Source organism: Kangiella spongicola (assembly GCF_003194565.2).
GTDB lineage: Bacteria > Pseudomonadota > Gammaproteobacteria > Enterobacterales > Kangiellaceae > Kangiella > Kangiella spongicola.
In genome coordinates, this window is the sequence record NZ_QICH01000004.1 from 22,864 (window position 1) to 46,364 (window position 23,501).

Annotated in this window: 16 protein-coding genes; 10 read left to right on the plus strand and 6 right to left on the minus strand. The window is 45.0% G+C overall.

The annotated features are described in order from the left end of the window. Nucleotides 1-27: 27 nt before the first annotated feature. The 6 genes from tgt to rmf all read right to left on the minus strand — a co-directional run bounded on the left by tgt (nucleotide 28) and on the right by rmf (nucleotide 11,460). Complete coding sequence (tgt, locus tag DL796_RS11440; protein ID WP_110201851.1) at nucleotides 28-1,155, minus strand: tRNA guanosine(34) transglycosylase Tgt; 1,128 nt, start codon at nucleotides 1,153-1,155, stop codon at nucleotides 28-30. Between the two features lie 16 nt (nucleotides 1,156-1,171). Next, complete coding sequence (gene queA, locus DL796_RS11445; RefSeq protein WP_110201852.1) at nucleotides 1,172-2,227, minus strand: tRNA preQ1(34) S-adenosylmethionine ribosyltransferase-isomerase QueA; 1,056 nt, start codon at nucleotides 2,225-2,227, stop codon at nucleotides 1,172-1,174. Between the two features lie 100 nt (nucleotides 2,228-2,327). Further along, entirely contained in the window at nucleotides 2,328-4,691 is a 2,364-nt protein-coding gene (gene pbpC / locus DL796_RS11450) for a penicillin-binding protein 1C (RefSeq protein ID WP_110201853.1), read from the minus strand. 29 nt (nucleotides 4,692-4,720) lie between these two features. Next, nucleotides 4,721-9,643, minus strand: a complete 4,923-nt coding sequence (locus tag DL796_RS11455) for an alpha-2-macroglobulin family protein (RefSeq protein ID WP_110201854.1) — start codon at nucleotides 9,641-9,643, stop codon at nucleotides 4,721-4,723. A 181-nt stretch (nucleotides 9,644-9,824) separates the two neighbouring features. Then, nucleotides 9,825-11,147 carry a TonB family protein gene (locus DL796_RS11460; protein ID WP_170114270.1) on the minus strand — a complete coding sequence of 441 codons (1,323 nt, stop codon included), beginning with the start codon at nucleotides 11,145-11,147 and terminating at the stop codon, nucleotides 9,825-9,827. A 130-nt stretch (nucleotides 11,148-11,277) separates the two neighbouring features. After that, the gene (rmf, locus tag DL796_RS11465) at nucleotides 11,278-11,460 is read right to left on the minus strand and encodes a ribosome modulation factor (RefSeq protein WP_046561298.1); all 183 of its coding nucleotides are present in this window, start codon (nucleotides 11,458-11,460) and stop codon (nucleotides 11,278-11,280) included. A 489-nt stretch (nucleotides 11,461-11,949) separates the two neighbouring features. Here rmf and DL796_RS11470 point away from each other — a divergent pair, with 489 nt between their 5' ends. The 10 genes from DL796_RS11470 (at nucleotide 11,950) to DL796_RS11515 (ending at nucleotide 23,385) form a co-directional block, all read left to right on the plus strand. Continuing rightward, entirely contained in the window at nucleotides 11,950-12,342 is a 393-nt protein-coding gene (locus tag DL796_RS11470) for a MerR family transcriptional regulator (RefSeq protein WP_110201856.1), read from the plus strand. Nucleotides 12,343-12,363: 21 nt separating this feature from the next. Beyond that, entirely contained in the window at nucleotides 12,364-13,524 is a 1,161-nt protein-coding gene (locus tag DL796_RS11475; protein ID WP_110201857.1) for an isovaleryl-CoA dehydrogenase, read from the plus strand. Nucleotides 13,525-13,926: 402 nt separating this feature from the next. Then, nucleotides 13,927-15,105 (plus strand): acetyl-CoA C-acyltransferase, encoded by a 1,179-nt coding sequence (locus tag DL796_RS11480; RefSeq protein WP_110201858.1) that lies wholly within the window; start codon nucleotides 13,927-13,929, stop codon nucleotides 15,103-15,105. A 159-nt stretch (nucleotides 15,106-15,264) separates the two neighbouring features. Continuing rightward, nucleotides 15,265-16,401 (plus strand): acyl-CoA dehydrogenase family protein, encoded by a 1,137-nt coding sequence (locus DL796_RS11485; protein WP_110201859.1) that lies wholly within the window; start codon nucleotides 15,265-15,267, stop codon nucleotides 16,399-16,401. 69 nt (nucleotides 16,402-16,470) lie between these two features. Beyond that, on the plus strand, nucleotides 16,471-18,081 hold the full coding sequence (locus tag DL796_RS11490) for a carboxyl transferase domain-containing protein (RefSeq protein WP_110201860.1): 1,611 nt from the start codon (nucleotides 16,471-16,473) through the stop codon (nucleotides 18,079-18,081). Between the two features lie 13 nt (nucleotides 18,082-18,094). Further along, a complete protein-coding gene (locus tag DL796_RS11495; RefSeq protein ID WP_170114272.1) occupies nucleotides 18,095-18,952 on the plus strand; it encodes an enoyl-CoA hydratase/isomerase family protein in 858 nt (285 codons plus the stop codon). Between the two features lie 10 nt (nucleotides 18,953-18,962). Then, nucleotides 18,963-20,987 carry an acetyl-CoA carboxylase biotin carboxylase subunit gene (locus DL796_RS11500; RefSeq protein ID WP_110201861.1) on the plus strand — a complete coding sequence of 675 codons (2,025 nt, stop codon included), beginning with the start codon at nucleotides 18,963-18,965 and terminating at the stop codon, nucleotides 20,985-20,987. Nucleotides 20,988-20,996: 9 nt separating this feature from the next. Continuing rightward, nucleotides 20,997-21,938 carry a hydroxymethylglutaryl-CoA lyase gene (locus DL796_RS11505; RefSeq protein WP_110201862.1) on the plus strand — a complete coding sequence of 314 codons (942 nt, stop codon included), beginning with the start codon at nucleotides 20,997-20,999 and terminating at the stop codon, nucleotides 21,936-21,938. Between the two features lie 77 nt (nucleotides 21,939-22,015). Further along, entirely contained in the window at nucleotides 22,016-22,717 is a 702-nt protein-coding gene (locus tag DL796_RS11510) for a CoA transferase subunit A (RefSeq protein ID WP_110201863.1), read from the plus strand. A gap of 11 nt (nucleotides 22,718-22,728) precedes the next feature. Further along, a complete protein-coding gene (locus DL796_RS11515) occupies nucleotides 22,729-23,385 on the plus strand; it encodes a CoA transferase subunit B (protein ID WP_110201864.1) in 657 nt (218 codons plus the stop codon). Nucleotides 23,386-23,501 lie beyond the last annotated feature (116 nt).

Consider the following 23,501-nt stretch of genomic DNA (forward strand, 5'->3'; position numbering starts at 1 on the left):
ATAATTAACTAACTGAAAAATAAACAATTAAAGCGCTGGAACTTCTTTGCCCAACCCTTCATAGAATTCTTTTACAAAGTCCGACAATGTACCTTTTTCGATGGCCTGACGCAATCCATCCATTAAATTCTGATAGTAGCGTAAGTTATGGATGGTATTTAAGCGACCACCAAGCATTTCATTACACTTATCAAGATGATGGAGATAAGCTCGGCTATAGTTTTCACAGGTATAACAGTCGCAGGCATCATCTAACGGCCCAGTGAATGTTTTATTGTGGCTATTGCGTAGTTTTACAACCCCTTTACTGGTAAAAAGGTGACCATTTCTAGCGTTTCGCGTTGGCATCACACAGTCGAACATATCGACGCCTCGACGCACCGCTTCAACAATATCTTCAGGCTTACCAACCCCCATTAAGTAACGAGGTTTATCCGCTGGCATTTCGTGGGTTAAATTATCCAGCACCTTAAGCATTTCATCTTTAGGCTCGCCCACAGAGAGTCCACCAATAGCATAGCCGTCATAGCCAATTTCGGTTAGACCAGCAAGCGACTCTTTGCGCAAGTGCGGATACATACCACCTTGCACAATACCGAATAAGGCCGTCGGCTCTTTATCTTTAAAGCCAGAGACGTGCGCTTCTTTACTACGTTTCGCCCAGCGTAATGAAAGCTCCATTGACTCACGCGCTTCGGCTTCTGTCGCAGGATACGGCGTACATTCGTCAAAAATCATAACGATATCCGAGCCTAGCTTTCGCTGCACTTCCATCGCCTCTTCTGGGCCTAAAAAGACTTTTGAGCCATTTACTGGCGAACGGAACTCAACGCCTTTTTCGCTAATTTTGCGCATTTTTCCTAAGCTGAAAACCTGAAAACCGCCTGAATCGGTTAAGATTGGCTTATCCCAGTGCATAAAGTCATGCAAGTCACCATGCTGCTCGATAATATCCGTACCTGGACGTAGCATTAGGTGGAACGTGTTACCTAAAATAATTTCGGCGCCTAAATCCTTTAATTCTTCTGGGCTCAAACCTTTCACAGTGCCGTAAGTACCAACAGGCATGAAGGCTGGTGTTTGAATGGTGCCACGCTCAAAGGTTAACTGTCCTCGGCGAGCCTGACCATCGGTTGTGTTTAAATCAAACTTCATTATTCAAGTACCTTCATTATTGGTTCAAAGCTTCAGGATGAGCTCCTGAAAATGGGCGCGTTATAAACATGGAGTCGCCATAGCTAAAAAATCGATACTGCTCAGACACCGCCTCGTCGTAAGCCTGCATAATATGCTTTTTACTGGCGAAAGCGCTAACTAACATCATCAGGGTTGATTCTGGCAAGTGGAAATTAGTAATAAGAGCATCTACAGCTCTAAAAACATAACCTGGATAGATAAAAATGTCAGTTTCTCCAGATCCTGCTTCTAATTCACCATTAATAGCGGCAGACTCCAAACATCTGACCGAGGTTGTGCCCACAGCAATAACGCGACCTCCTTTGGCGCGAGTCTGCTTAACCTTATCGACCACTTCTTGCGATAGCTCATACCACTCTGAATGCATCTTGTGCTCAAGGATATTGTCCACGCGCACTGGCGAGAAAGTACCTGCACCGACGTGCAGTGTCACAAAGGCCGTATCGACGCCTTTATCTGACAATTTAGCTAATAACTCATCATCAAAGTGCAATCCCGCCGTTGGCGCAGCAACCGCACCTTCGACTTCGCTATAAACGGTTTGATAACGTTCTTTGTCCGAAAGCTCATCTTCGCGATCGATATATGGCGGCAGAGGCATGTGACCGACCGCTTGCATCACGCTATGCCAATCGCTCGAGAGCAATTTCAGCTGATACATAGCACCGTCTTTACTGATGACTTCGACCTCAGTTCCTTCTTCCAAGACCAGTCGCGCGCCAGGCTTAGGACTACGATTTGCACGCACATGGGCCAAAGCATCGTGTTCGGATTCGACACGCTCGATAAGGATCTCGACCTGACCACCACTCGACTTTTTACCAAACAAACGAGCGGGTAATACTCGAGTATTATTAAACACTAACAAGTCATTAGGCTCGACGAAGTCCGTCAACTGGTAGAAGTGGCTATGTTGAATGTCTCCGGTTTCACCATCAAGTCGTAATAAACGGCTGGCGCTACGTTGTTCCGTGGGATAGCGAGCGATCAGCTCGTCTGGAAGGTCGAAATGAAAGTCTTTTAATTGCATAGGACGCTGACCTTACGGGGTCATGACAAAATAATGGTGCTTAGTTTATCGGCAAACACCCAAAACGCAAGGGTTTCAAAGGAAAAACTGTCGAAAATAACTATTGTTGAACTTGAAACTTGAGCTCTGCAAAAGCACCGGTTTCATCGATTACCACCACTTCATAACGTCCTATATCTAAAGCTTTGAGCGATACACTGTTATTGCTCATAAGTGTGGCATCTAAAAGCCGCCCATTCAAAAACCAGTGCAACTGCCCAGTAACGCCTTCGGCTAATAACTGAATATCTGGTAACTGCTGCGCTTCATGAGGCGCATATAAAATCGAGTCAGGATCAATCCCTGCAATCTTGGGGCTACTGAAATTGATATGATTCCTACAGTTTTCAGAGAGCTCGGGCAGAAGTTGTTCGCTTCGAAAAGGTTTAGCAATCCAAGGCTCAAGACTTCGTGGCCACAATGCAATCTCTCGTGTTTCAATCGCACCATCAAAACACTGTGGATTCACTCTTTTTCCACTGACTGGATCAACTTGTATGGTCAATAATCCATGGCTCCACTGGCTCGACAACGGGTCGCTTAGAGTCACAGGCGCCGTATCCTCGACTAAATACGCTTGGCGTTTTTTATGGCAATTGCCTTCTGTTTGCATCGACGCTAAAGTCCCCAATGGCCAACAAATATCAGCGACTGTTACTGTACCGGGGCGTTGAATAGGCTTTATCCAGTCCGATGGCAGTATATTTAAAATACGTTGCAACAAAGGAACCGCCGTTGTTCGCCCGCTATTGTTAACACTAAATGAACCATCGGTCATGCCGACCCACACACCAATGGTCACTTTTTCATTAGTAGCTAAAACCCAGGCATCGCGAGAGCCGTAGCTAGTTCCAGTTTTATAAGCGATAGACTTGTTGGCGGAAAAGTAGCGGTGACTTATTTGATTATTTAAAGGAATTTGCCACAAAATATTTTGAATGATCCAGCTGGACTCTTTACTCATTAGTGGGTATGACCGCTGAGATTCGCTTGAATGCAAACGTAGCTTGGTTGCCTTACCCGCATTTCCAAGCGACGAAAAGAGCCCGACTAGTTGTTGTAAATTAGCGCCACCACCGCCTAGAGCTATACTCAGGTTCGGCTTAGCGTTTGGCGGCAATGATAACTTTAATCCCGCATTGGTAAGCTTTGTATAGAAATACTCAGGCGACAGTTCATTCAACAGCTGCACCACGGGCATATTAAGCGAACGTCCGAGAGCTTGCGACACGCTGACTGCGCCATTGAAGTGCTCATTAAAGTTTTTTGGTTTGTAGCCTGCGAAAGACTGGGGCACATCAAGCAGCAATGATTCCGAATGAATGAGCCCTTGATCAATGCCTAAACCATAGATAAAAGGCTTCAGAGTCGAACCCGGGGAGCGCAGAGCCTGCGCCATATCAACATAACCCGCACGCTCGTGGTTAGCAAAGTCAGCGCTGCCAATATACACAAGCGGTAACGAGGTCTTGTTATCCATGACGATGACCGCCGCCGACATCCCCTCTTCTTTGCCTCGGATATAATCGAGCACCGACCAGCCAATTTCCGCTTGTAAGGTTCTGTCGATTGAAGATTTAATTAATCGTTGTTGCGGATAGCGATTGACCAGTTCACGACTAAATAAAGGCGCTATGACGGGTTGTGTATTATATTCAGCCCAGACATCTTCTTGCTTAATATCATCCACAAGTTCCTGTGACCAGACACCGAACTCTGCCAATCTGTCTAGCAGTTTATTACGCTGCTTTTGCGCTCTTTGAGGATGCAGATCAGGGCGGTTCCAGGAAGGAGCCTGTGGTAATACTGCGAGTAAAGCAGCTTCAGAAGCCGTAAGATCACTTGCAGACTTACCTAAGTAAGTAAAGCTTGCCGCTTCGACGCCTTCAATGGTTCCACCAAAAGGCGCATAGTTCAGATAGTAAGTTAAGATTTCCTCTTTTGAATAGTGCCACTCAAGCTGAAAAGCACGGAACATTTGCTGCAGCTTGCCACTGACACTTTTTTCATGAGGCTCAAGAATACGCGCCACTTGCATGGTAAGCGTTGAAGCACCAGAAACCACTTCGCCATGATAGATCGCTTGGCCAACCGCTCGGGTTAAAGCAAAAGGGTTTACCCCAGGATGTGAATAGAAATACTGATCTTCGTAGTTAATTAACGCCTCAAGGTATAACGGCGAAACCTCGTCAATGGTCACCGGGTAACGCCATACACCTTGTTCATCGGGAAACGCTCTAAGCGGTTTACCATCCGAGCCAACAACGAGCTGCGCAAGGCTCCGTTGCTCGAAATCCTCAATCGGCAAAGGGAATAATTTATCAAGCACCCAAAAGCCAATAAAACTCAGCAAGCACAAAAGCAGTAAACGCTTAAAGCTTTTCATCCAAAAGCGTCTACTGAAAAGTGTTCGGGGCTTTGTCATGCTGCTATTGTTCCTGACCGATGACTATCTTAGTCAGTAGAGACTTTAGTGATAACAACAGGCTTCTCGGGCTGACTGATTCCTCGAATCTCAGGTCGATACATATCTTCAACAAAGCTCGATGGCACGGTATAAGTACCCGGCGTTACTGCGCGAACCATATAGAACACATGAGTCGTGCGATAGCTACGAAGCTCCAGCGCCGCCATGTAACGATCATCCCAAAACTCTTGGTGCGCAAGCTGGGTATTTTCAGTTAACTCTTTGATGGACTTGCCATCGATTTTAATTTCATCAATCTTAAAAGAGTGCTCAAGGTTTTGGTTTTCAAGCTCCAATCCTGCAGGCAACAAGTCCACCAACATAGCATTACGAAGCTTGCGATGCTCTTTGGCTAAATCAATCGAAATGCCAACGATAACACGGTCGCCAGCAGTCAACTGGTTAATCGATATTGACTCGCCCTGAAGATTGAAATAACGTCTGTGAATAGCGATATCGCTCGACTCTTCTTGTGGTGCAGTCTTTGGATAACCTTGAACTTTGTAGTCAACAAAGGTTGTTTTATCGCCATTGTTAGTTAACGTCAGTGCCGTTTTAACGGATGAGTTTTTGGCAACACTGATATAGTCCGACTGTTGTTTAAAACTTTCTTCTTCACCACCTCGGGTTAATGACAAACTCAGCTCTGATTGGTTGGATGCCGCCTCATTGAGAACTTTTGCCAGACGCGCTAAGGCACCTTTTTCTTGAGTCGATAACCATTGACGAGACTCTAGCTCACCTTTTAAGTCAAACACTAAGTCTAAGCCATTAATATCTAGGGATTGAACCACCTTGCTCTGCAAACTTAAGTGCGCAACTTGGCTCATATCGCGGATCGACGAGCCATAATCGCCGTAATACCAATAAGGCTTATGCTGGAATTTTGCAGTAAACGCTTTGCCCCACGCTAACTTGGCGCGCCCCTGATCACCGAGCTTTTCAAGCGTTGCCGCCAAATGCGCTAATGGTAACGCTCGCGCGGCATCTTTTGATTTGTTATCAAACAGTGAACGCACATCCTGTAAATTAGCCCGCCCGACTTTGCTCAACACATAAGCAGAATAGGCTCGATAAGCCAACTCGAAATGCTGCTTATCATCATAATAGCCCCAGTCATTCGCTCTAAAAGCAGCCGAGCGTACATACTTTTGCAAACGACGCACTGCGCGGTTTAAGTTATTTTCAGGCACCTGATAACCGAGCTGTTTAGCCGCTATCAAAAAGTCTGTAACGTATGCCGTAAGCCATGGTTCTTCTCGGCTATTGTTCGACCATAAACCAAAGCTACCATCATAACGTTGCATCGAAATTATGCGGCTAATCGCCGAATCAATAAGCTGTTGACGTTCAGTAAATAGCTGATTACTGCGACTTTCATTCAATGACTTCAAATCATTTTGATCCGCGTTTAACCAAGGCCAAGCGCGTGAAGTGGTTTGTTCTAAACAGCCATACGGATACTGCAATAAGCCGTCGATATAAGTGCCAGCGTCCAGCGGCGGTGTATTCGAAACATTGAGCACAGACTTTAGACCAAAGTCATCATAGGCACTGGCAAAATCACTAGCCACACTAAATTTTGCACCCGGATTGAGCGCGGCTTGCTTGGTGATGATCGAAGCTGCATAAGCTGGGCGTAAACCCAGCGCCCAAGTTCTTTCAAGTTCGAGCTCAGGGTTATCGCTCATAACGCTCAGCGAAACGTGCCCCTGTCCTGTAAAATGCGAAGCCGTAACAGGAAGCTCAACAATAGCTTTGCCTTTACTGGCTAACGTTAGCGATTTTGTCACAGCTGTCTCACCAAGCGCAGCATCCGACGTTAATCGAACCTCAAAACTTTGTTCAGTGTCCTCCATATTTTTAATATCGAATAACACCTGCGACTGATCACCTTTGGCCAAAAACCTTGGCATCGAAGCTTGTACCACTAACGGCGCTGCAACTTTCGCTTTGGACTCGGCCGCACCATAACGATTTTTGCTAAAAGCTACCGTCATTAAGCGCAATTCACCATTAAAGTATGGTAGCTCCACTGAAACCGTCGCTTTGCCATTAGCGTCAAGAGCCACTTTGTCTTTAACGATTGATACGATCTGCACATCCGAAACAGGAGCATCCCCACCGCGACTTATGTCAGCATCACCACCAAATCGTTGTCGAGCACGCTTACCATCGACTAACTCGACTAGACTGCCGTAGTTATCTTTCAACGCTGCTTCATAAGCCCTTTGACCAAAGAACCATTCCAGCGGCTTCGGCGTCTCAAAGTTGCTGATGCTTAATACACCGCTATCGACTAACGCTAATGTCGCATAAACCTCTTCATTTGCAGCTATATTTGATGCTGCGATTTCAACATCCACCGTTTGTTGAGGTCGAAGCTTTTCCACATGAGAAACCTCTAACTCTAAGCGTTTAGAATTACGATTTAGTGGTAAATGTAATAAACCAAATGCTCTACTAGGAAGGTGTTTACGCTTAACATTCCCCGGCTTCAAAACCATTGCCGAGACATATAAATTGTGCGTTTGCCATGATTTATCTAAAGGAATTGTGATAGTCGACTCCGTCGAATCAAGCTTTACAGAACGCTTCCATAATAGCTCGTCACTTTCCACAGTAATTAGCGCTTGGCCTGCGTATGGAGCTTTGACGGTTAGCTCAAGATCAGTTCCTAACTCGACAAAGTCTTGTGCCATAGACAGACTAACCTGATCGGGACGCTCACCATTTAAGTCGGAGCGTTCAGACCAATACCAGCCTGCAAAAAAATGATAGCTCGTTAGCAACGTGTTCGAACGATTTCGAACTTCAAGGCGGTAGTTGCCGTAATCTAAAGGCAAAGATAGTTTCTGACGTTCGCTCGAGTCAAATTTAACCACTTTCGAATAGACGGGAACATTGCCCTCAGACGTTCGGTATTCCCAACCGCTGCGCCCATACTGCCAATAACGGCGACTGTCTTCACGAATTAAGGTCACTTGATATTCTTGCCCGCTGTTTAACTGCTCACCTTTGGCATCTACGGCAATTAACTCGAGCGCATTACTCGCATTAGGAGCGGCAAACTCTCGCTCCGCTTCCCACAAAGGGCGTACACCAATCAGCTCATTGTGTGGGAAAACGTATTGCACTAAACGTCGTGTAATCGGGCGACCACCACTTTCATAAACATTGACACTGCTTAATAAACGCAGAGGGAATTTGCTGCCAGACCATTGATTCTTCAAAGATAATTTTGCAAAACCCGTTTCATCCAATGAACCGGGTGCAACATCCATAACTTGGTTGTAATCACGGTATTTGTTAGAGCCAAAGTAAAAACCGTCGTAATTTTCAAACGGATTTTTAGCGCTGGCAACAGTAACGGTGGCATCGTAGCGATTGCCACTTGCTGGTGCGCCATATAAATAATCAGACTGGACATGAATCACTGGCGTAGCTTTAGTATCGAGCAAGTCATCAGACGACGAGCTCAGCTCAAGCTTTAAGCGCTCTGGCATAAAGTCTTCGACCGAAAGCTCATATTCAAAAGTGCTTTTGTTGCCTAAAGTGGCCTCGAAAGTCCAGTTCCCCCGCATGGCATCATCAGGGAGCTTAAAGTCTGTTTGGTAATAACCAAGACTATCGCCTTCCCACTGCAAAGTTTTATAGACTTTATTATCGGGGCGTAGAATGCGAACTGCGATTGGCGTTGGCTTTAACCAGTCAGCTTTAGCATCACGCAAAAGACCTTGCATTCGCACTGTCTCGCCTGGACGGTATAAATCTCGTGGACCATATAAAAACAGCTCAATTGGCTGTTGCTGGCGCTTCGTGAGCTTAAACTCCGACAGATCAAGCTTGGGACTTTTGAGTCGAATAAGGTTGGTGTTTTTGCCTTTTGTGGCGACAAGGTAACTCGCCGCTTCCAATTCTGAGTTATCAAATTCCGCAAAGCCTTCAGCATTGCTGAGCTTTTCAGCAACTCGTTCGCCTTTGTCGTTGATAAGCGCCAATGTAACGCCGTTATAGGGTTTTGTTGAAGGCAGCTGATGCGTAAAGGTCACAAAACTGTCTTGGTACTGACGTGAGTGTAAGCCTATATCGCTAATCACAAACCAACTGAACTCGTATTGATAAGGATAGTCATCGGCAGGTTGCATTGTGACCGCATATACACCGTTATCATCAAGGGCATCAATGTCATTCAGCTGAACTTGGTGGGTTAAACGCTGATTATCTTTGGCATCCAGCGTAAAGCGCCCCGTATGAACTAGCTGCGCCATTTCCTTTAGATTTCGCAACTCGTAATAAGAGTTGTAGCGATTGCTGGCGAAAAAGTTGTCGTAAAAGCTCGGTTTAATGCGCCAAAACTTAACATCAACCTCGCTGACATTAACCGCTTCTATCGGTAAAAGGCCACTGTCGCGCAGAATAGTCGAACCTTGGCTCAAAAATCGAAGCTGTCTTTCTGCAGCAGTCGTTTTAACCTGCTTTTTTACGTTGGAAGGAAGTTTTTTGCCATTATCAGCCAGCAATTCGCTCGAAAAGTTGATGTTGTAAACTTGCAGAGGCTGAATATACGGAAAAAATAGCCTGCGGTTATCATCGCTTATAACCCAGCCACCGGTTTTAGGGTCGCCTTCTTTATTGACCTGAATCAACTGCTCAAGATTCTGATCGCGCTTGATGGGGCGAGTGAAATTAACTTGGATGGCAGGAGTATTATCGTAGCTTCCCTGATAAACGCTTAATACCTCAAAAGGTGTCAGTGTGTCCGGCTCTGTAGAAACTACTGACTGGGATTGTCCTTGCTTAAGGCTCGATGTATCACCTGACGCCTCAGAACCCTCGTCATCCCCGCATCCTAATAAAGCTAACCCAAAAAAAACACTCAACACCAACAAACGCAAGTAAAAAGACATGATACTCCCCTGTAAATTTTTTCAGCTTCTATTATAGAAACGCACTTCTATCCAGAACGGGTTAAAAATATGACGAATTATGCAGAACTTTAGCAATATTATTCCCGAGATTACCTAAATTGCATAGTTGATTCACCGTAAAAAATAAAGCTCCAAACCGGAGCTTTATTCTAAAGACTGCTTATGTTCTCACTAATTTGGACTTTAACTCTTCTAAATTACTTAACAAGCTTACAGGAATATTTTCTTCGCCATAACTATGCCACGCATCAATAGCCTTATGTTGGTATTCAACAGCCTTTGCATAGTCCTGTTTCAATTCATAAGCTCTGGAGTAGAGGTTATATATATGGGCAGGTTTCTTAATCTTTGTTCCCATCAGCATATCAAGCTTCGCAAGCATTAGCTCAGGATCTATTCCAAAAAGTTTACTCTCATAAATATAATTAAGAATTTCGTATGCCAATTTATTGTCACTTGCTTCAAGGGCTTGTGTGATCAAGCTCAACCCTTGCTCTGAATTCCCTGCTTCAAGGCTTAATTTAGACAACTCATACATTGATGGTGCGTAACCATTGGCAGCTGCAATAGTGAACCAAGAAACGGCCTTGTCCATATCAGCCTTGCACCCCTTTCCTTTTAAAAGACTCTCCCCAACTTCATGCTGAGCATTAATTACACCATTTCTTGCGGCTTCGAAATACCAAAGTGTGGAGTTAAAATTGTTATTAACATCTTTATCAAAGGAGCCATACCTACCATAGAGATATTGCGATGCAGCATCCCCTTGAATAGCTTTTTCTTTAAGCTTTATCAGTCTCTCGTATTTACCATCACCAAGTTTAAACTCAAATTTGTACGCGTAAACTTTACTCAACTTGGCACCATCATTATCAAACCTCCATTTTCGTACCGCCTTTAGCACTGGCTTTGAAAAATACTTTTTCTCTGGGTATTCATCGATTATGCGTATATCTGTAGGTATGCCTGACGGTGATAAATTAAAGTTAAGAAGAACCCAGCCTTCCACGCCTTTATAATTAGCACTTAATGGATAGCCAGGATCCGATGTTTTTATAGCCTTTGCTACGTTCTTGTCAGCGAGATTCTCATTACTTAATACTGGCTGATAGTTTTCCAGGATAGCTTCAGAGCCATATTGAGACCTAAGCAATACAAAAATCTCTTCTGATTCGGCCAAAGCATCACCTGTCTTTAAATATCCTTTAATTTCTTCTATAAACTGTTTTTCTTGGCCTTTATTTTCATCAGACAGCTTCACCCAGGCATAGGCTTTTTGAATATCCTGCTCCGTTCCAGTCCCCTCTAGATACATAACACCTAAGTTAAATTGCGAAGGTTTATGCCCAATCATTGCAAGCTTGTTAAACTCATTAAACGCCTGTTGATACTGCTGGTTATCGTAGAAATCTGTTGCTTTTTTGAAAGTTGCATTTGAACAATAAGAGAACAGAAGTATAAAGAGAAGAAATATGGCTTTCATATGATTCATCCTGATTCAATTAATATAGTTTTTATATGTAGCATGTGACAGTTGGAAATATACCTCACACCATTAAAAATAAAAAGCCCAGCGTCAGCTGGGCTTGTTTGGTATTAGTTAGGATGAAGTTTTATAAATAATTTTTCATGCCATTTTGGGTGAATGCCTCTCGGCCCTCTCGCCACCCTCCGAGCCACTCTTCTTTGGCATTGATATCTTCATGTGGGCACACTTCTTTAGATTGGCCTTGCATTGCGGCGTGAAAACCTTTTGCGTGTGCTCTTTGTAACTTATCTCTTTTCTGTCTTTTCATTGATACATACCCTTTTCTTGCAGTTAGTACAAAACTTATGATGTTTCTTTATTAACAACTTGTAACCATAAAAATTAAGCATAAAAAAAGCCGAGCACTCGCTAGAGTTATCGGCTTCTTAAAGTTCGATGCGCTTTGAAAGCGCCTGTAAATAATTGGTTAATTGCATACCTACCTAATTAACATTTAACACATTATCGAATGTATAGTGCTTAACTTTCATCAGATTACACCCTTTAGAGAAACTTTGGCAGTAAAAGTTCACAATATTGCAATAAAGGGCTTTTCCGCTGAGAGTTACCTCATCGAGTTCAAGCTTAACTCTATGATGAGCCCCTAGGTGGTTGATTTTGGCACCCAACTTTTTCCAACTAGGAATCACCAACAGATCTGATCAGTGCAGTAATAGGCTTCCTGTGGATTCTCAAAGTTTACGTTTGCGTAAAGGTAAGCTAGAATATCGCGGTTATTGTTAAGGAAACCATACAAATGAGCGACGAGAAGACCGAATACACCATTAGTGACTTAGCCAAAGAGTTTGAGATTACCTCACGCTCAATTCGTCACTATGAGGATGAAAAGCTCATTACACCGCTGCGTCGAGGCGTTCATCGCATCTACAACACCCGCGATCGAGTGCGCTTGCAACTAATCTTGCGCGGTAAACGACTTGGCTTTTCATTGGCTGAAATTAAAGAAATCATCGACTTGTATGGTGTCGAAGGCGAACAGAAGCAAACAGAGCGTTTGTTAGAGTTGATCAGACTTCGCCGCGACTCCCTGAAGCAACAACTCAAAGATATCAAGTACTTGCTAAACGAATTTGATGTGTTGGAAGAGAAGTTAACCGCCAACCATCAGCCTAATAATTTAACATCGTAAAGATTCAGTAGAGGACATAATATGTATCCATCACTCAACTTCGACTTAGGCGAAACAGCTGACATGATTCGCGACATGGTGAGCAATTTTGCAGAAAAAGAAATTGCACCAATCGCTGAAAAGACTGATGAAGAAAACCTTTTCCCGCACGAAATGTGGAAAAAACTTGGCGACCTAGGTCTTTTAGGCATCACTGTCGAAGAAGAGTACGGTGGTTCTGGTATGGGCTATCTTGAGCACGTTGTGGCGATGGAAGAAATCAGCCGCGCTAGTGCATCTATTGGCTTAAGCTATGGTGCTCACTCAAACCTTTGCGTTAATCAAATTCGTCGTAACGCTAGCGAAGAGCAGAAAAAGAAGTATCTTCCTAAGCTTTGTTCAGGCGAGCACGTAGGTGCATTAGCCATGTCTGAGCCAGGCGCAGGTTCTGATGTTGTTAGCATGAAGCTAAAAGCTGAACTTAAAGGCGACCATTACGTTCTAAACGGTAATAAGATGTGGATCACAAACGGTCCAGAAGCTGACGTGTTGGTGGTTTACGCTAAAACAGATATGGAAGCACATTCGCGCGGTATCACAGCTTTCATCATCGAAAAAGGTATGAAAGGCTTCCGTACAGCACAGAAGCTAGACAAGCTAGGTATGCGTGGTTCTAACACGTGTGAATTAGTTTTCGAAGACTGTGAAGTACCTGTCGAAAACGTCATGGGCGAAGTCAACCAAGGTGTTAAAATCTTGATGAGTGGCCTCGATTACGAACGCGCAGTTCTTTCAGCTGGCCCATTAGGCATCATGCGTGCTTGTATGGACGTTGTGGTTCCTTACGTACACGAACGTAAGCAGTTCGGCAAAGCTATCGGTGAATTCCAGCTTATCCAAGGTAAAGTAGCTGATATGTACACAACGATGAATGCAAGTCGTGCTTACGTTTACTCAGTGGTTAAAGCTTGTGACCGTGGCGAAACGACCCGTAAAGACGCAGCAGCAGCTATTTTATTCGCAGCCGAAAACGCAACTAAGCTAGCGCTAGACGCCATTCAGATTCTAGGCGGTAACGGTTATATCAACGAATACCCTACTGGTCGTTTACTGCGTGACGCTAAGTTGTACGAAATCGGCGCTGGTACTTCTGAAATCAGAAGAATGCTAATTGGGCGCGAGCTGTTTAACGAAACAGCCTAGAACTTATTGAGTTTGCCTATGCGCTGTTAAAAACTGCTTCAATCAGGTCGTTTACCATTATGTAAACTCCCCTTTTTGCAGCAGTTTTGCCTAGCCTAGACATCACTCAAAGAACTTCTAGGTTTATGAGTCATGTTTTTCATGACGAGGTTTAACTTTGAATAAATCACCAAAATAGTTTCGAACTAACTCTTTTGGTAATCAGAGAACTGTCTGGGTATTTATGTTCCCTTTCAGAAGAATTCTCTAAAAACTCACTTAGATTGAGAAGTGAGCGAGCGTAGCTAAGACGAGGCAAAAAGCTTCGAAAATGCGCAGTGTACAAACAGTACATGAGCAAATTTGAGAAGGTTTTTAACACTGTATTAGCAAGCACAGCCACTTCGAACAGGAGTAATAAATATGTCAGATCCAATTGTTATCGTCAGCGCTGCTAGAACCCCAATGGGTGGCTTCGGCGGCTCTCTTTCAACTGTTAAGTCAACAGAACTAGGCGCCAACGCTATCGCTGCGGCAGTTGAGCGCGCAACTTTAAAACCTGAAGATATTCAAGAAGTTATCATGGGCTGTGTATTACCAGCAGGTGTTGGTCAAGCTCCAGCTCGCCAAGCTTCTTTAGGCGCAGGTATTCCTAAGTCTACTGGCGCGACAACCGTCAACAAGGTTTGTGGCTCAGGCATGAAAACAATCATGCTAGCGCACGACTTGCTAAAAGCTGGCACTAACGACGTTATGGTTGCTGGCGGTATGGAAAGCATGAGCTTAGCACCTTACCTACTCCCTACTGGCCGTTACGGTCAACGTTTTGGTCATGGTAAAACGCTAGATCACATGGCCTTCGATGGCCTTGAAGATGCTTACGAAGGCCAAGCTATGGGCGTTTACGCTGAGCAAACTGTTGAGCGTTATGGCTTTACTCGTGAAGACCAAGATAACTTTGCCATTGAGTCACTAGCTCGTGCAAATAAAGCGATCGAAGACGGTTCATTCAAGAACGAAATCACCCCAGTGACTGTTAAATCACGCAAAGGCGAAGTTGAAGTTGATACGGATGAGCAGCCATTAAAAGCTCGCCCAGACAAAATTCCAGCGCTACGCCCTGCTTTCAAAAAAGACGGTACAGTTACAGCAGCCAACGCTAGTTCCATTTCTGATGGTGCAGCAGCAGTAGTTATGATGCGTCAATCAGAAGCTGAAAAGCGCGGTCTAAAACCATTGGCAAAGATTGTTGCACACACTACAAACGCACGCACTCCAGCAGAATTCACTATCGCTCCAGTTGGCGCAATGGAAAAAGTCATGGAGAAAGCTGGTTGGACGAAAGATGACGTTGATTTGTTTGAAATTAACGAAGCGTTTGCAGTAGTGACAATGGCGGCTATGAAAGAGCTCGACTTAGATCATGCTAAAGTAAACGTCCATGGCGGTGCTTGTGCGCTAGGTCACCCTATCGGCTGTTCTGGTACACGTATTGTTGTGACCTTACTAGAAGCACTTCGCAAATATGGCAAGTCGAAAGGCGTAGCATCGTTGTGTATTGGTGGTGGTGAGGCGACAGCATTAGCGGTAGAACTAATATAAATGGATTTTTAATCCAATAGCTTTGTTAGTTACGTGCTCAAACATCATCATGCACAGAGAGTGCACTCAGTGTTTTGTGCGCGTAACTGCCTCGCTCTTGAATTAAAACTCTCATTTAGTGACTTGCTGTAAATAATATTTCCAAATTGAGATGGATTTATGATTCTGACAGAAGAACAAACAATGATTCAGGACATGGCTCGTGGCTATGTTCAAGAACGAATTGCCCCTTTCTCCGAGGAGTGGGACAAGAATAAAACCTTCCCTGCTGAAGCTCTGCAAGGCCTTGGAGAACTTGGCTTTTATGGCATGTTAGTGCCTGAGCAATGGGGTGGTAGCGAAATCGGTTACACTGCTGCAGCCTTAGTTCTAGAAGAAATTGCAGCTGGCGACGGCGCTTGCTCCACAGTGATTTCAGTCACCAACTCAGTTGGATGTATGCCTATCCTGAACTTTGGTACTGATGCACAGAAAGAAAAATTCTTAAAACCATTAGCCTCTGGCCAAGCGCTTGGAGCTTTTTGTTTAACTGAACCTCACGCGGGTTCGGATGCGGCTGATCTTAAAACAAAAGCAGTGAAAGAAGGTGATCACTACGTTTTAAACGGCGTAAAGCAGTTCATCACCTCAGGTAAAAATGGTCAGATTGCGATCGTTTTCGCTGTCACAGACCCAAGCGCGGGCAAAAAAGGCATTAGTGCTTTTATCGTGCCCACTGACACGCCTGGCTATATTGTCGCTAACATTGAAGACAAGATGGGGCAAAACGCATCCGACACCGCGCAAATCGTGTTTGAAGACTGCAAAATCCCTGCTGAAAATCTACTGGGCAAAGAAGGCGAAGGTTATAAAATCGCACTTTCTGGCCTTGAAGGTGGTCGTATTGGTATTGCAGCCCAAGCTGTTGGGATGGCACGCGCGGCTTATGAGTACGCACTTCAGTATTCAAAAGACCGTACTTCTTTCGGCAAGCCAATTTTCCAACACCAAGCAGTCCAATTTAAGCTCGCAGAGATGGCGACACAAGTTGATGCAGCGCGTAATATGGTTCTTAACGCTGCTCAACTTCGCGATGCCGGAAAACCGTGCTTAAAAGAAGCTTGTATGGCTAAACTGTTTGCTTCTGAAGCAGCTGAAAAGGTTTGTTCCGAAGCGATTCAGGTCTTAGGTGGTTACGGTTATTTGAAAGACTACCCTGTTGAGCGTATTTATCGTGACGTTCGTATCGCACAAATATACGAAGGCACTAGCGAAGTGCAAAAGATGGTGATTGCTCGAGCAATCGGCTCAGAATAGCTTTAAGCTTCGAGTAAAAAATACCCACTAGACTATAAGATTGAAAAGATTTCATACTAAGGATTCGATATGCCAGTAATTAAATCTTCGATTAATCCGCGTAGCGCGTCATTTATCGAAAACTCTGAAGCGATGAGCGCTTTGGTCGATGACCTACGTGACAAGATGGAGTACATCACTCAAGGTGGTGGCCCAAAGTATCAAGAAAAACACCTCTCTCGTGGCAAGTTATTACCACGTGATCGTGTTCGTAAACTATTAGACGTCGGCTCGCCATTTTTAGAAATCTCGCAAATGGCGGCTTGGGACATGTACGACAACAAAGTTCCAGCGGCAGGTTTAATTGCTGGTATCGGTCGTGTTTCTGGCGTTGAGTGCATGATTGTTGCTAACGATGCGACGGTCAAAGGCGGAACTTACTTCCCTGAGACGGTAAAGAAACACCTTCGCGCACAGGAAATCGCTGAAGAAAACAACTTGCCTTGTATTTACCTCGTAGACTCAGGTGGCGCCAACTTGCCGCAACAAGACGAAGTATTCCCGGACAAAGATCACTTCGGCCGCATTTTCTATAACCAAGCAAACATGTCGGCAAAAGGCATTCCACAAATTGCTGTGGTGATGGGCTCTTGTACAGCAGGTGGTGCTTATGTTCCAGCAATGGCTGACGAATCAATCATCGTTAAAGAGCAAGGCACGATTTTCTTGGGCGGCCCTCCTCTAGTTAAAGCAGCAACAGGCGAAGTCGTATCAAGCGAAGATTTAGGTGGCGCTGATGTACACTGTAAAAACTCTGGTGTAACTGACCATTATGCATTGAATGATGAGCATGCTTTAAAATTAGCACGCCAAGTCGTTTCAAACTTAAACCGTAAGAAAGAGCCTTTCGTCACCGTTAAGAAACCGGTTGAACCGCTCTACCCTGCCGAAGAGCTTTACGGCGTAATCAACAAAGATCCTCGTAAGCCATTCGATATTCGTGAAATTATCGCGCGTGTGGTTGATGGTTCTGAACTTGATGAATTTAAAGCTATGTACGGAACTACCCTAATCTGTGGCTTTGCTCGAATTCACGGCTACCCTGTGGGTATTGTCGCCAATAACGGTATTTTATTCTCAGAGTCAGCGCAGAAAGGCGCACACTTTATTGAGCTTTGCTCGCAGCGTGGCATCCCGCTCGTTTTCCTACAGAACATTACCGGCTTCATGGTTGGTCGTAAGTACGAAAACGAAGGTATCGCTAAGCATGGCGCAAAGATGGTAACAGCGGTTGCCTGTGCCAAAGTCCCTAAGTTTACAGTGATTGTTGGCGGTAGTTTCGGCGCGGGTAACTACGGAATGTGTGGTCGTGCTTATAGCCCGAAGTTTTTATGGATGTGGCCAAACTCGCGTATATCTGTAATGGGTGGCGAGCAAGCAGCAAACGTTCTAGCACAAATTAAGCGTGACAATTTCGAACGTCGTGGCGAAGAAATGTGGTCTGAAGACGAAGAAAAAGCCTTCAAAAAACCAATCGAAGACCAGTACGAAAAGCAAGGCCACCCTTATTACTCAAGCGCACGCTTGTGGGATGATGGCATTATCGACCCTGCCGATACGCGCATGGTGTTAGGTCTAGGTCTTTCCGTGGCCATGAACAAAGAAGCCGAAGAAACTAAGTTCGGCGTCTTCAGAATGTAAGGCGGTTCTTTGTATGAGTGAGAATATGACTGAAGCACTAAACATTTCAATTGATACTAAAGAACTAGGTTCAGAAGGCCGTGGCGTTGGTAGAATCACCATGACTCGTGGTGAAATCCACAATGCTTTTGACGATCAGTTAATCGCTGACTTGACTCAGGCTTTCCGCCGTATGGATGCGAATCCAAGCGTTGAGGTAGTGGTCTTAGAAGCAGAAGGAAAAAGCTTTTCAGCAGGCGCAGACTTAAACTGGATGCGTCGCATGGCCGATTACACTTGGGAAGAAAACTACAAAGACTCCCAAGGCTTAGCCGAATTGATGCATACCATTTACAACCTCAGTAAGCCTACGGTTGCCGTGGTTCAAGGTGCGGCTTTTGGTGGGGGCGTTGGTCTAGTCGCTTGTTGCGATATTGTTATCGCCTCAGAGCGCGCGAGCTTCTGCTTGTCTGAAGTAAAGCTAGGTTTGATTCCAGCAGTTATCAGCCCTTACGTTGTAAAGGCTATTGGCGAGCGCCAAGCGCAACGCTACTTCTTAACGGCAGAGCGCTTTAAAGCACCACAAGCCAAAGAGTTTGGCTTGGTGCACGAAGTCTTTGCTGAAGAAGAACTAGTGGCAAAAGCTAATGAAATGATTGCTGGTCTGTTATCGAATGGCCCACAAGCGGTTCGTGCCGCAAAAAGCTTAATAAAAGCCGTTGCTGAGAAAGAGATTAATCAAGACATCTTAGACGAAACCGCCAAGCGCATCGCTGATATTCGCGCGAGCGAGCAAGGCAAAGAAGGTCTAAATGCCTTTTTAGAAAAGCGTCCTGCTGATTGGTCAGTAGGTTCGACGAACCACAACGAAAACTCAGACAGCGACAGTTAAGGAAGCATCTATGTTTACAAAAATATTAATTGCAAACCGTGGTGAAATCGCCTGTCGAGTGATTCAAACCGCGCAAAAACTTGGAATTCGTACGGTTGCGGTATATTCCGAAGCCGACAAAAACGCTCGCCACGTTGCGATGGCGGACGAAGCCATATATTTAGGCCCTGCTCCTGCTAAAGACTCTTATCTGAAGCCTGAGCTAATCATTAAAGCGGCTAAACAAACAGGTGCCCAAGCAGTACATCCTGGTTACGGTTTCTTATCAGAGAATGCAGACTTTGCTAAAGCTCTTGCAGAAAACGATATCGAGTTTATTGGTCCTCCTGAAGGCGCCATTATTGCCATGGGTTCTAAGTCCGCGGCTAAAGAAATCATGGATAAGGCCGGTGTGCCATTGGTTAAGGGCTATCATGGCGAAAACCAAGAGCCAGACTTCTTAAAATCGCAAGCCGATGATATTGGTTATCCAGTCATTATCAAAGCGACCGCTGGTGGCGGTGGTAAAGGTATGCGTATCGTTTGGAAGTCAGAAGACTTTGAAAACAGCCTAGCGTCATGTAAGCGTGAGTCGGCTGCGTCTTTTGGCGACGATAAGGTCTTAGTTGAAAAGTACATCACCAAGCCGCGCCACGTTGAAATTCAGGTTTTCGCAGACAAGCACGGCAACGCTGTTCACTTGTTTGAGCGCGATTGCTCTGTACAGCGTCGTCACCAAAAAGTCATCGAAGAAGCTCCTGCTCCCGGCATGTCGGAAGAAAACCGTCAAAAGATGGGCGAGGTCGCTATTCGTGCAGCACAAGCTATCGGTTACGTTGGCGCTGGTACTGTTGAATTTTTGTATGACGAAGACGGTTCTTTCTACTTTATGGAGATGAATACGCGTCTGCAGGTTGAGCATCCAGTAACTGAAAAAATCACTGGCCAAGATTTGGTCGAGTGGCAGTTAAAAGTCGCTTATGGTGAAACATTGCCAGCGACTCAAGAAGATTTAAGCATCAACGGTCATGCCTTTGAAGTTCGTATCTATGCCGAAGACCCAAGACAAGATTTCTTGCCTGCGACAGGTACACTGCTACATTTAAGTACGCCTGAGGAAAGTGACCATATCCGTATCGATACTGGTGTGCGCCAAGGCGACACGGTTTCAGTTCACTATGATCCAATGATTGCTAAGTTAATCGTTTGGGACGAAGATCGTAATTCTGCCCTAGCCCGCTTAAGAGGCGCTTTGGCTCAATATCAAGTAGTTGGCTTGACGACAAACGTTGAGTTTTTATCAGCCTTAGCCGGTAACCAAGCGTTTGAAGATTGTGATTTAGACACAAACTTCATCGAGCGCTACCGTGATGAGCTAATTTTAGAAGATGCGCCAGCGGACGAAGATGCTTTAGTTGCGGCCACTGTTTATCAGCTTGTTAAACGCCAACAATCGGCGCAAGAAGCTGCAGCTAACAGTAAAGACCCTTATTCTCCTTGGAACCAGGTAAGTGGCTGGCGTTTAAATACTGATAATCATCACTCGTTCGAATACATCGATTATGTCGATAGCATTCCGAACGAAGTTGAAGTCACAACCCATTATCATGGCGCGACTTATGATCACGAATACCTTTTAGAGTTGCCTGAAAAAGAAATCAAAATTCACGCAGCAGAGCTTAAAGGCAACAATCTGCGATTAGACGCCTCTGGTAAGCGCTATAACGCGACGGTTGTAGACGACGGTACTAGCCTCCATATCTTTGTAAATGGTAACTATCAGGTTCTAGAAAAAATCGAACGCGGCTTAGATGGCGAGTCAGAAGAAGCTGGTGGTAGTTTAACAGCACCTATGCCTGGCACCGTTATCGAAGTTAAAGTTGCTGAAGGTGATAGCGTTGAAGCAGGTCAGCCTCTAATCATCCTAGAAGCGATGAAAATGGAGCATACGATTAACGCACCAACCGCAGGAACGGTAGCAGAAGTTATGTATGCCGCTGGCGACTTGGTTGACGATGGCGCTGAGCTACTGAAATTAGACGCTGGCGAAGACTAGGAGACTGTCATGGTAATGGTAGACGATCATATTGAGCATTTACCTAGCGAGGTGCGCATCGTAGAGATGGGCCCTCGTGACGGGCTACAAAACGAAAAGCAGCCCGTGTCGACAGAAGTCAAAGTCGAGCTGATTAAGCGCTTAATTGAGACTGGCGAAAAGCATATCGAGGCCACAGCATTTGTTTCCCCGAAGTGGGTTCCACAAATGTCGGATCATCATGAAATGATGCAAGCGTTGAAACCACTGAAGGAAGCTCATCCTGATGTAACTTTTCCAGTACTAACGCCTAACATCAAAGGCTTCGAGGGTGCGCTCGCCGGTAATGCCGAAGAAGTTGCTGTGTTCGCAGCAGCTTCAGAAGGGTTTTCGCAGAAAAACATTAACTGCTCTATAGCGGAGTCAATTGAGCGTTTTAAGCCAGTCGTAGCTGCTGCTAAAGAGCACGGCATCAAAGTGCGGGGCTATGTTTCTTGCGTCTTGGGCTGCCCCTTCGATGGTGAGATTGCACCCGAGCAAGTAGCGAAAGTCGCTAAAGACTTATACGACCTAGGCTGCTATGAGATTTCTTTAGGCGATACAATCGGCGTCGGCACACCTGCAGAAGCAAAGGCCATGATTGAAGCTGTGAGCAAAGTGGTTCCAGTAGACAAACTTGCTTGCCACTTCCATGATACCTATGGACAAGCGCTAGCAAATCTATATGCTTGCTTAGAGCTAGGTGTAACCACTATCGATAGCTCAGTCGCTGGTCTTGGCGGATGCCCTTATGCGCCTGGCGCTACGGGCAATGTTGCAACAGAGGATGTGGTCTACATGCTTAATGGTCTTGGTATCAAGACTGGAATTGATTTAGATAAACTGGTTGATGCTGGAGTCTATATTTCCGATCAATTAGGCAGAAAGCCTGTATCGCGTGTAGCAAATGCAGTGCTCTCTAAAAGAAAATAGTTTTATTAGGAAGTAGCAAAAAGTAGCTCACCGGACTGGTGATGATAAATACTCTTAAAATATGACGAGGAATTAGAATGTCAGGTTTTAATAAAGTCGTAAATAGTTACGAAGAAGCCTTAGAAGGTTTCAAAGACAATATGACCGTCATGGTTGGCGGTTTCGGCCTTTGCGGTATCCCTGAAGGCTTAATTGAGCAAGTTTATAACATGGGTTGCAAAGGCTTAACGGCCATTTCAAACAACGCAGGTGTTGATGGTTTTGGCTTAGGAAAGTGGTTAGAGAAACGCCAAATCAGCACTATGATCGGTTCGTACGTTGGTGAAAACGAATTGTTTGAAAAGTTATTATTATCTGGCGAGATGGAAGTCATTCTAACGCCACAAGGTACTTTAGCTGAAAAAATTCGTGCTGGTGGCGCAGGCATCCCTGCTTTCTTCACAGCAACAGGTTTCGGTACGAAAGTTGCTGAAGGCAAAGAAACTCGTAATATTGATGGCCGTGACTATGTACTAGAGCCATCGCTAACAGCAGACTTCGCGCTAGTTAAAGCGTGGAAAGCTGACACCATGGGTAACTTAATCTTCAACAAGACAGCCATGAACTTTAATCCAATGATGGCAACTGCAGGTAAAATCACCGTAGCGGAAGTTGAAGAAATTGTTGAGCCGGGTGAGTTAGACCCTAACTTTATCCATACACCAGGTATTTACGTTCAACGCGTTATCAAAGGTAACAGCTTTGAGAAACGTATTGAACAACGCACAGTAAAAGCATAAGGAGCGCAATCATGGCACTATCACGTGAACAAATCGCCATGCGAGTGGCGCAAGAATTAGAAGATGGTTTCTACGTAAACCTCGGTATTGGTATCCCTACCCTCGTCGCTAACTATGTTCCAAAAGGCGTTGAGGTAATGATGCAGTCTGAAAACGGTTTGCTTGGTATGGGCGAGTTCCCGACCGAAGAAACTATTGATCCGGATCTTATCAACGCTGGTAAGCAAACAGTAACTGCAGCTACAGGCGCGGCCTTCTTCTCTTCAGCTGAAAGCTTTGCAATGATCCGCGGTGGCCACGTTGATTTAACTGTTTTAGGCGCATTTGAAGTTGACCAGCAAGGCAACATCGCTTCGTGGATGATCCCAGGCAAATTGGTTAAAGGCATGGGTGGCGCGATGGACTTAGTTGCTGGTGCAGAAAACATCATTGTTACAATGACACACGCCAATAAACACGGTCAGTCAAAGATTCTAAAAGAATGTACACTTCCGCTAACAGGCGCACAGTGCATTAAACATGTTATTACTGAACTCGCCTTAATGGAAATCAAAGATGGTGCATTCCACCTTATCGAACGTGCTCCAGGCGTATCGGTAGAAGAAATAAAAGAGAAAACGGAAGCGGATTTAGTTATTCCAGATAACGTTCCTGAAATGAACGTTTAACTTCATTGTCTGCACTGTCATTGCGAGGTATTGCAAAGCACCGTGGCAATCTGCCAAAGATTGCCACGCCTACTCCGTAGGCTCGCAATGACGCAGTTTTCTTCTCGTTTCCACCT

Coding starts and splice junctions, on each gene's coding strand:
- DL796_RS11480 (WP_110201858.1), top strand. CDS start 13,927: ATGTCAGATCCAATTGTTATCGTCAGCGCTGCTAGAACCCCAATGGGT.
- DL796_RS11500 (WP_110201861.1), top strand. CDS start 18,963: ATGTTTACAAAAATATTAATTGCAAACCGTGGTGAAATCGCCTGTCGA.
- DL796_RS11475 (WP_110201857.1), top strand. CDS start 12,364: ATGTATCCATCACTCAACTTCGACTTAGGCGAAACAGCTGACATGATT.
- DL796_RS11510 (WP_110201863.1), top strand. CDS start 22,016: ATGTCAGGTTTTAATAAAGTCGTAAATAGTTACGAAGAAGCCTTAGAA.
- queA (WP_110201852.1), bottom strand. CDS start 2,227: ATGCAATTAAAAGACTTTCATTTCGACCTTCCAGACGAGCTGATCGCT.
- rmf (WP_046561298.1), bottom strand. CDS start 11,460: ATGAAAAGACAGAAAAGAGATAAGTTACAAAGAGCACACGCAAAAGGT.
- DL796_RS11460 (WP_170114270.1), bottom strand. CDS start 11,147: ATGAAAGCCATATTTCTTCTCTTTATACTTCTGTTCTCTTATTGTTCA.
- pbpC (WP_110201853.1), bottom strand. CDS start 4,691: ATGACAAAGCCCCGAACACTTTTCAGTAGACGCTTTTGGATGAAAAGC.
- DL796_RS11455 (WP_110201854.1), bottom strand. CDS start 9,643: ATGTCTTTTTACTTGCGTTTGTTGGTGTTGAGTGTTTTTTTTGGGTTA.
- DL796_RS11495 (WP_170114272.1), top strand. CDS start 18,095: ATGAGTGAGAATATGACTGAAGCACTAAACATTTCAATTGATACTAAA.
- DL796_RS11505 (WP_110201862.1), top strand. CDS start 20,997: ATGGTAATGGTAGACGATCATATTGAGCATTTACCTAGCGAGGTGCGC.
- DL796_RS11485 (WP_110201859.1), top strand. CDS start 15,265: ATGATTCTGACAGAAGAACAAACAATGATTCAGGACATGGCTCGTGGC.
- tgt (WP_110201851.1), bottom strand. CDS start 1,155: ATGAAGTTTGATTTAAACACAACCGATGGTCAGGCTCGCCGAGGACAG.
- DL796_RS11490 (WP_110201860.1), top strand. CDS start 16,471: ATGCCAGTAATTAAATCTTCGATTAATCCGCGTAGCGCGTCATTTATC.
- DL796_RS11515 (WP_110201864.1), top strand. CDS start 22,729: ATGGCACTATCACGTGAACAAATCGCCATGCGAGTGGCGCAAGAATTA.
- DL796_RS11470 (WP_110201856.1), top strand. CDS start 11,950: ATGAGCGACGAGAAGACCGAATACACCATTAGTGACTTAGCCAAAGAG.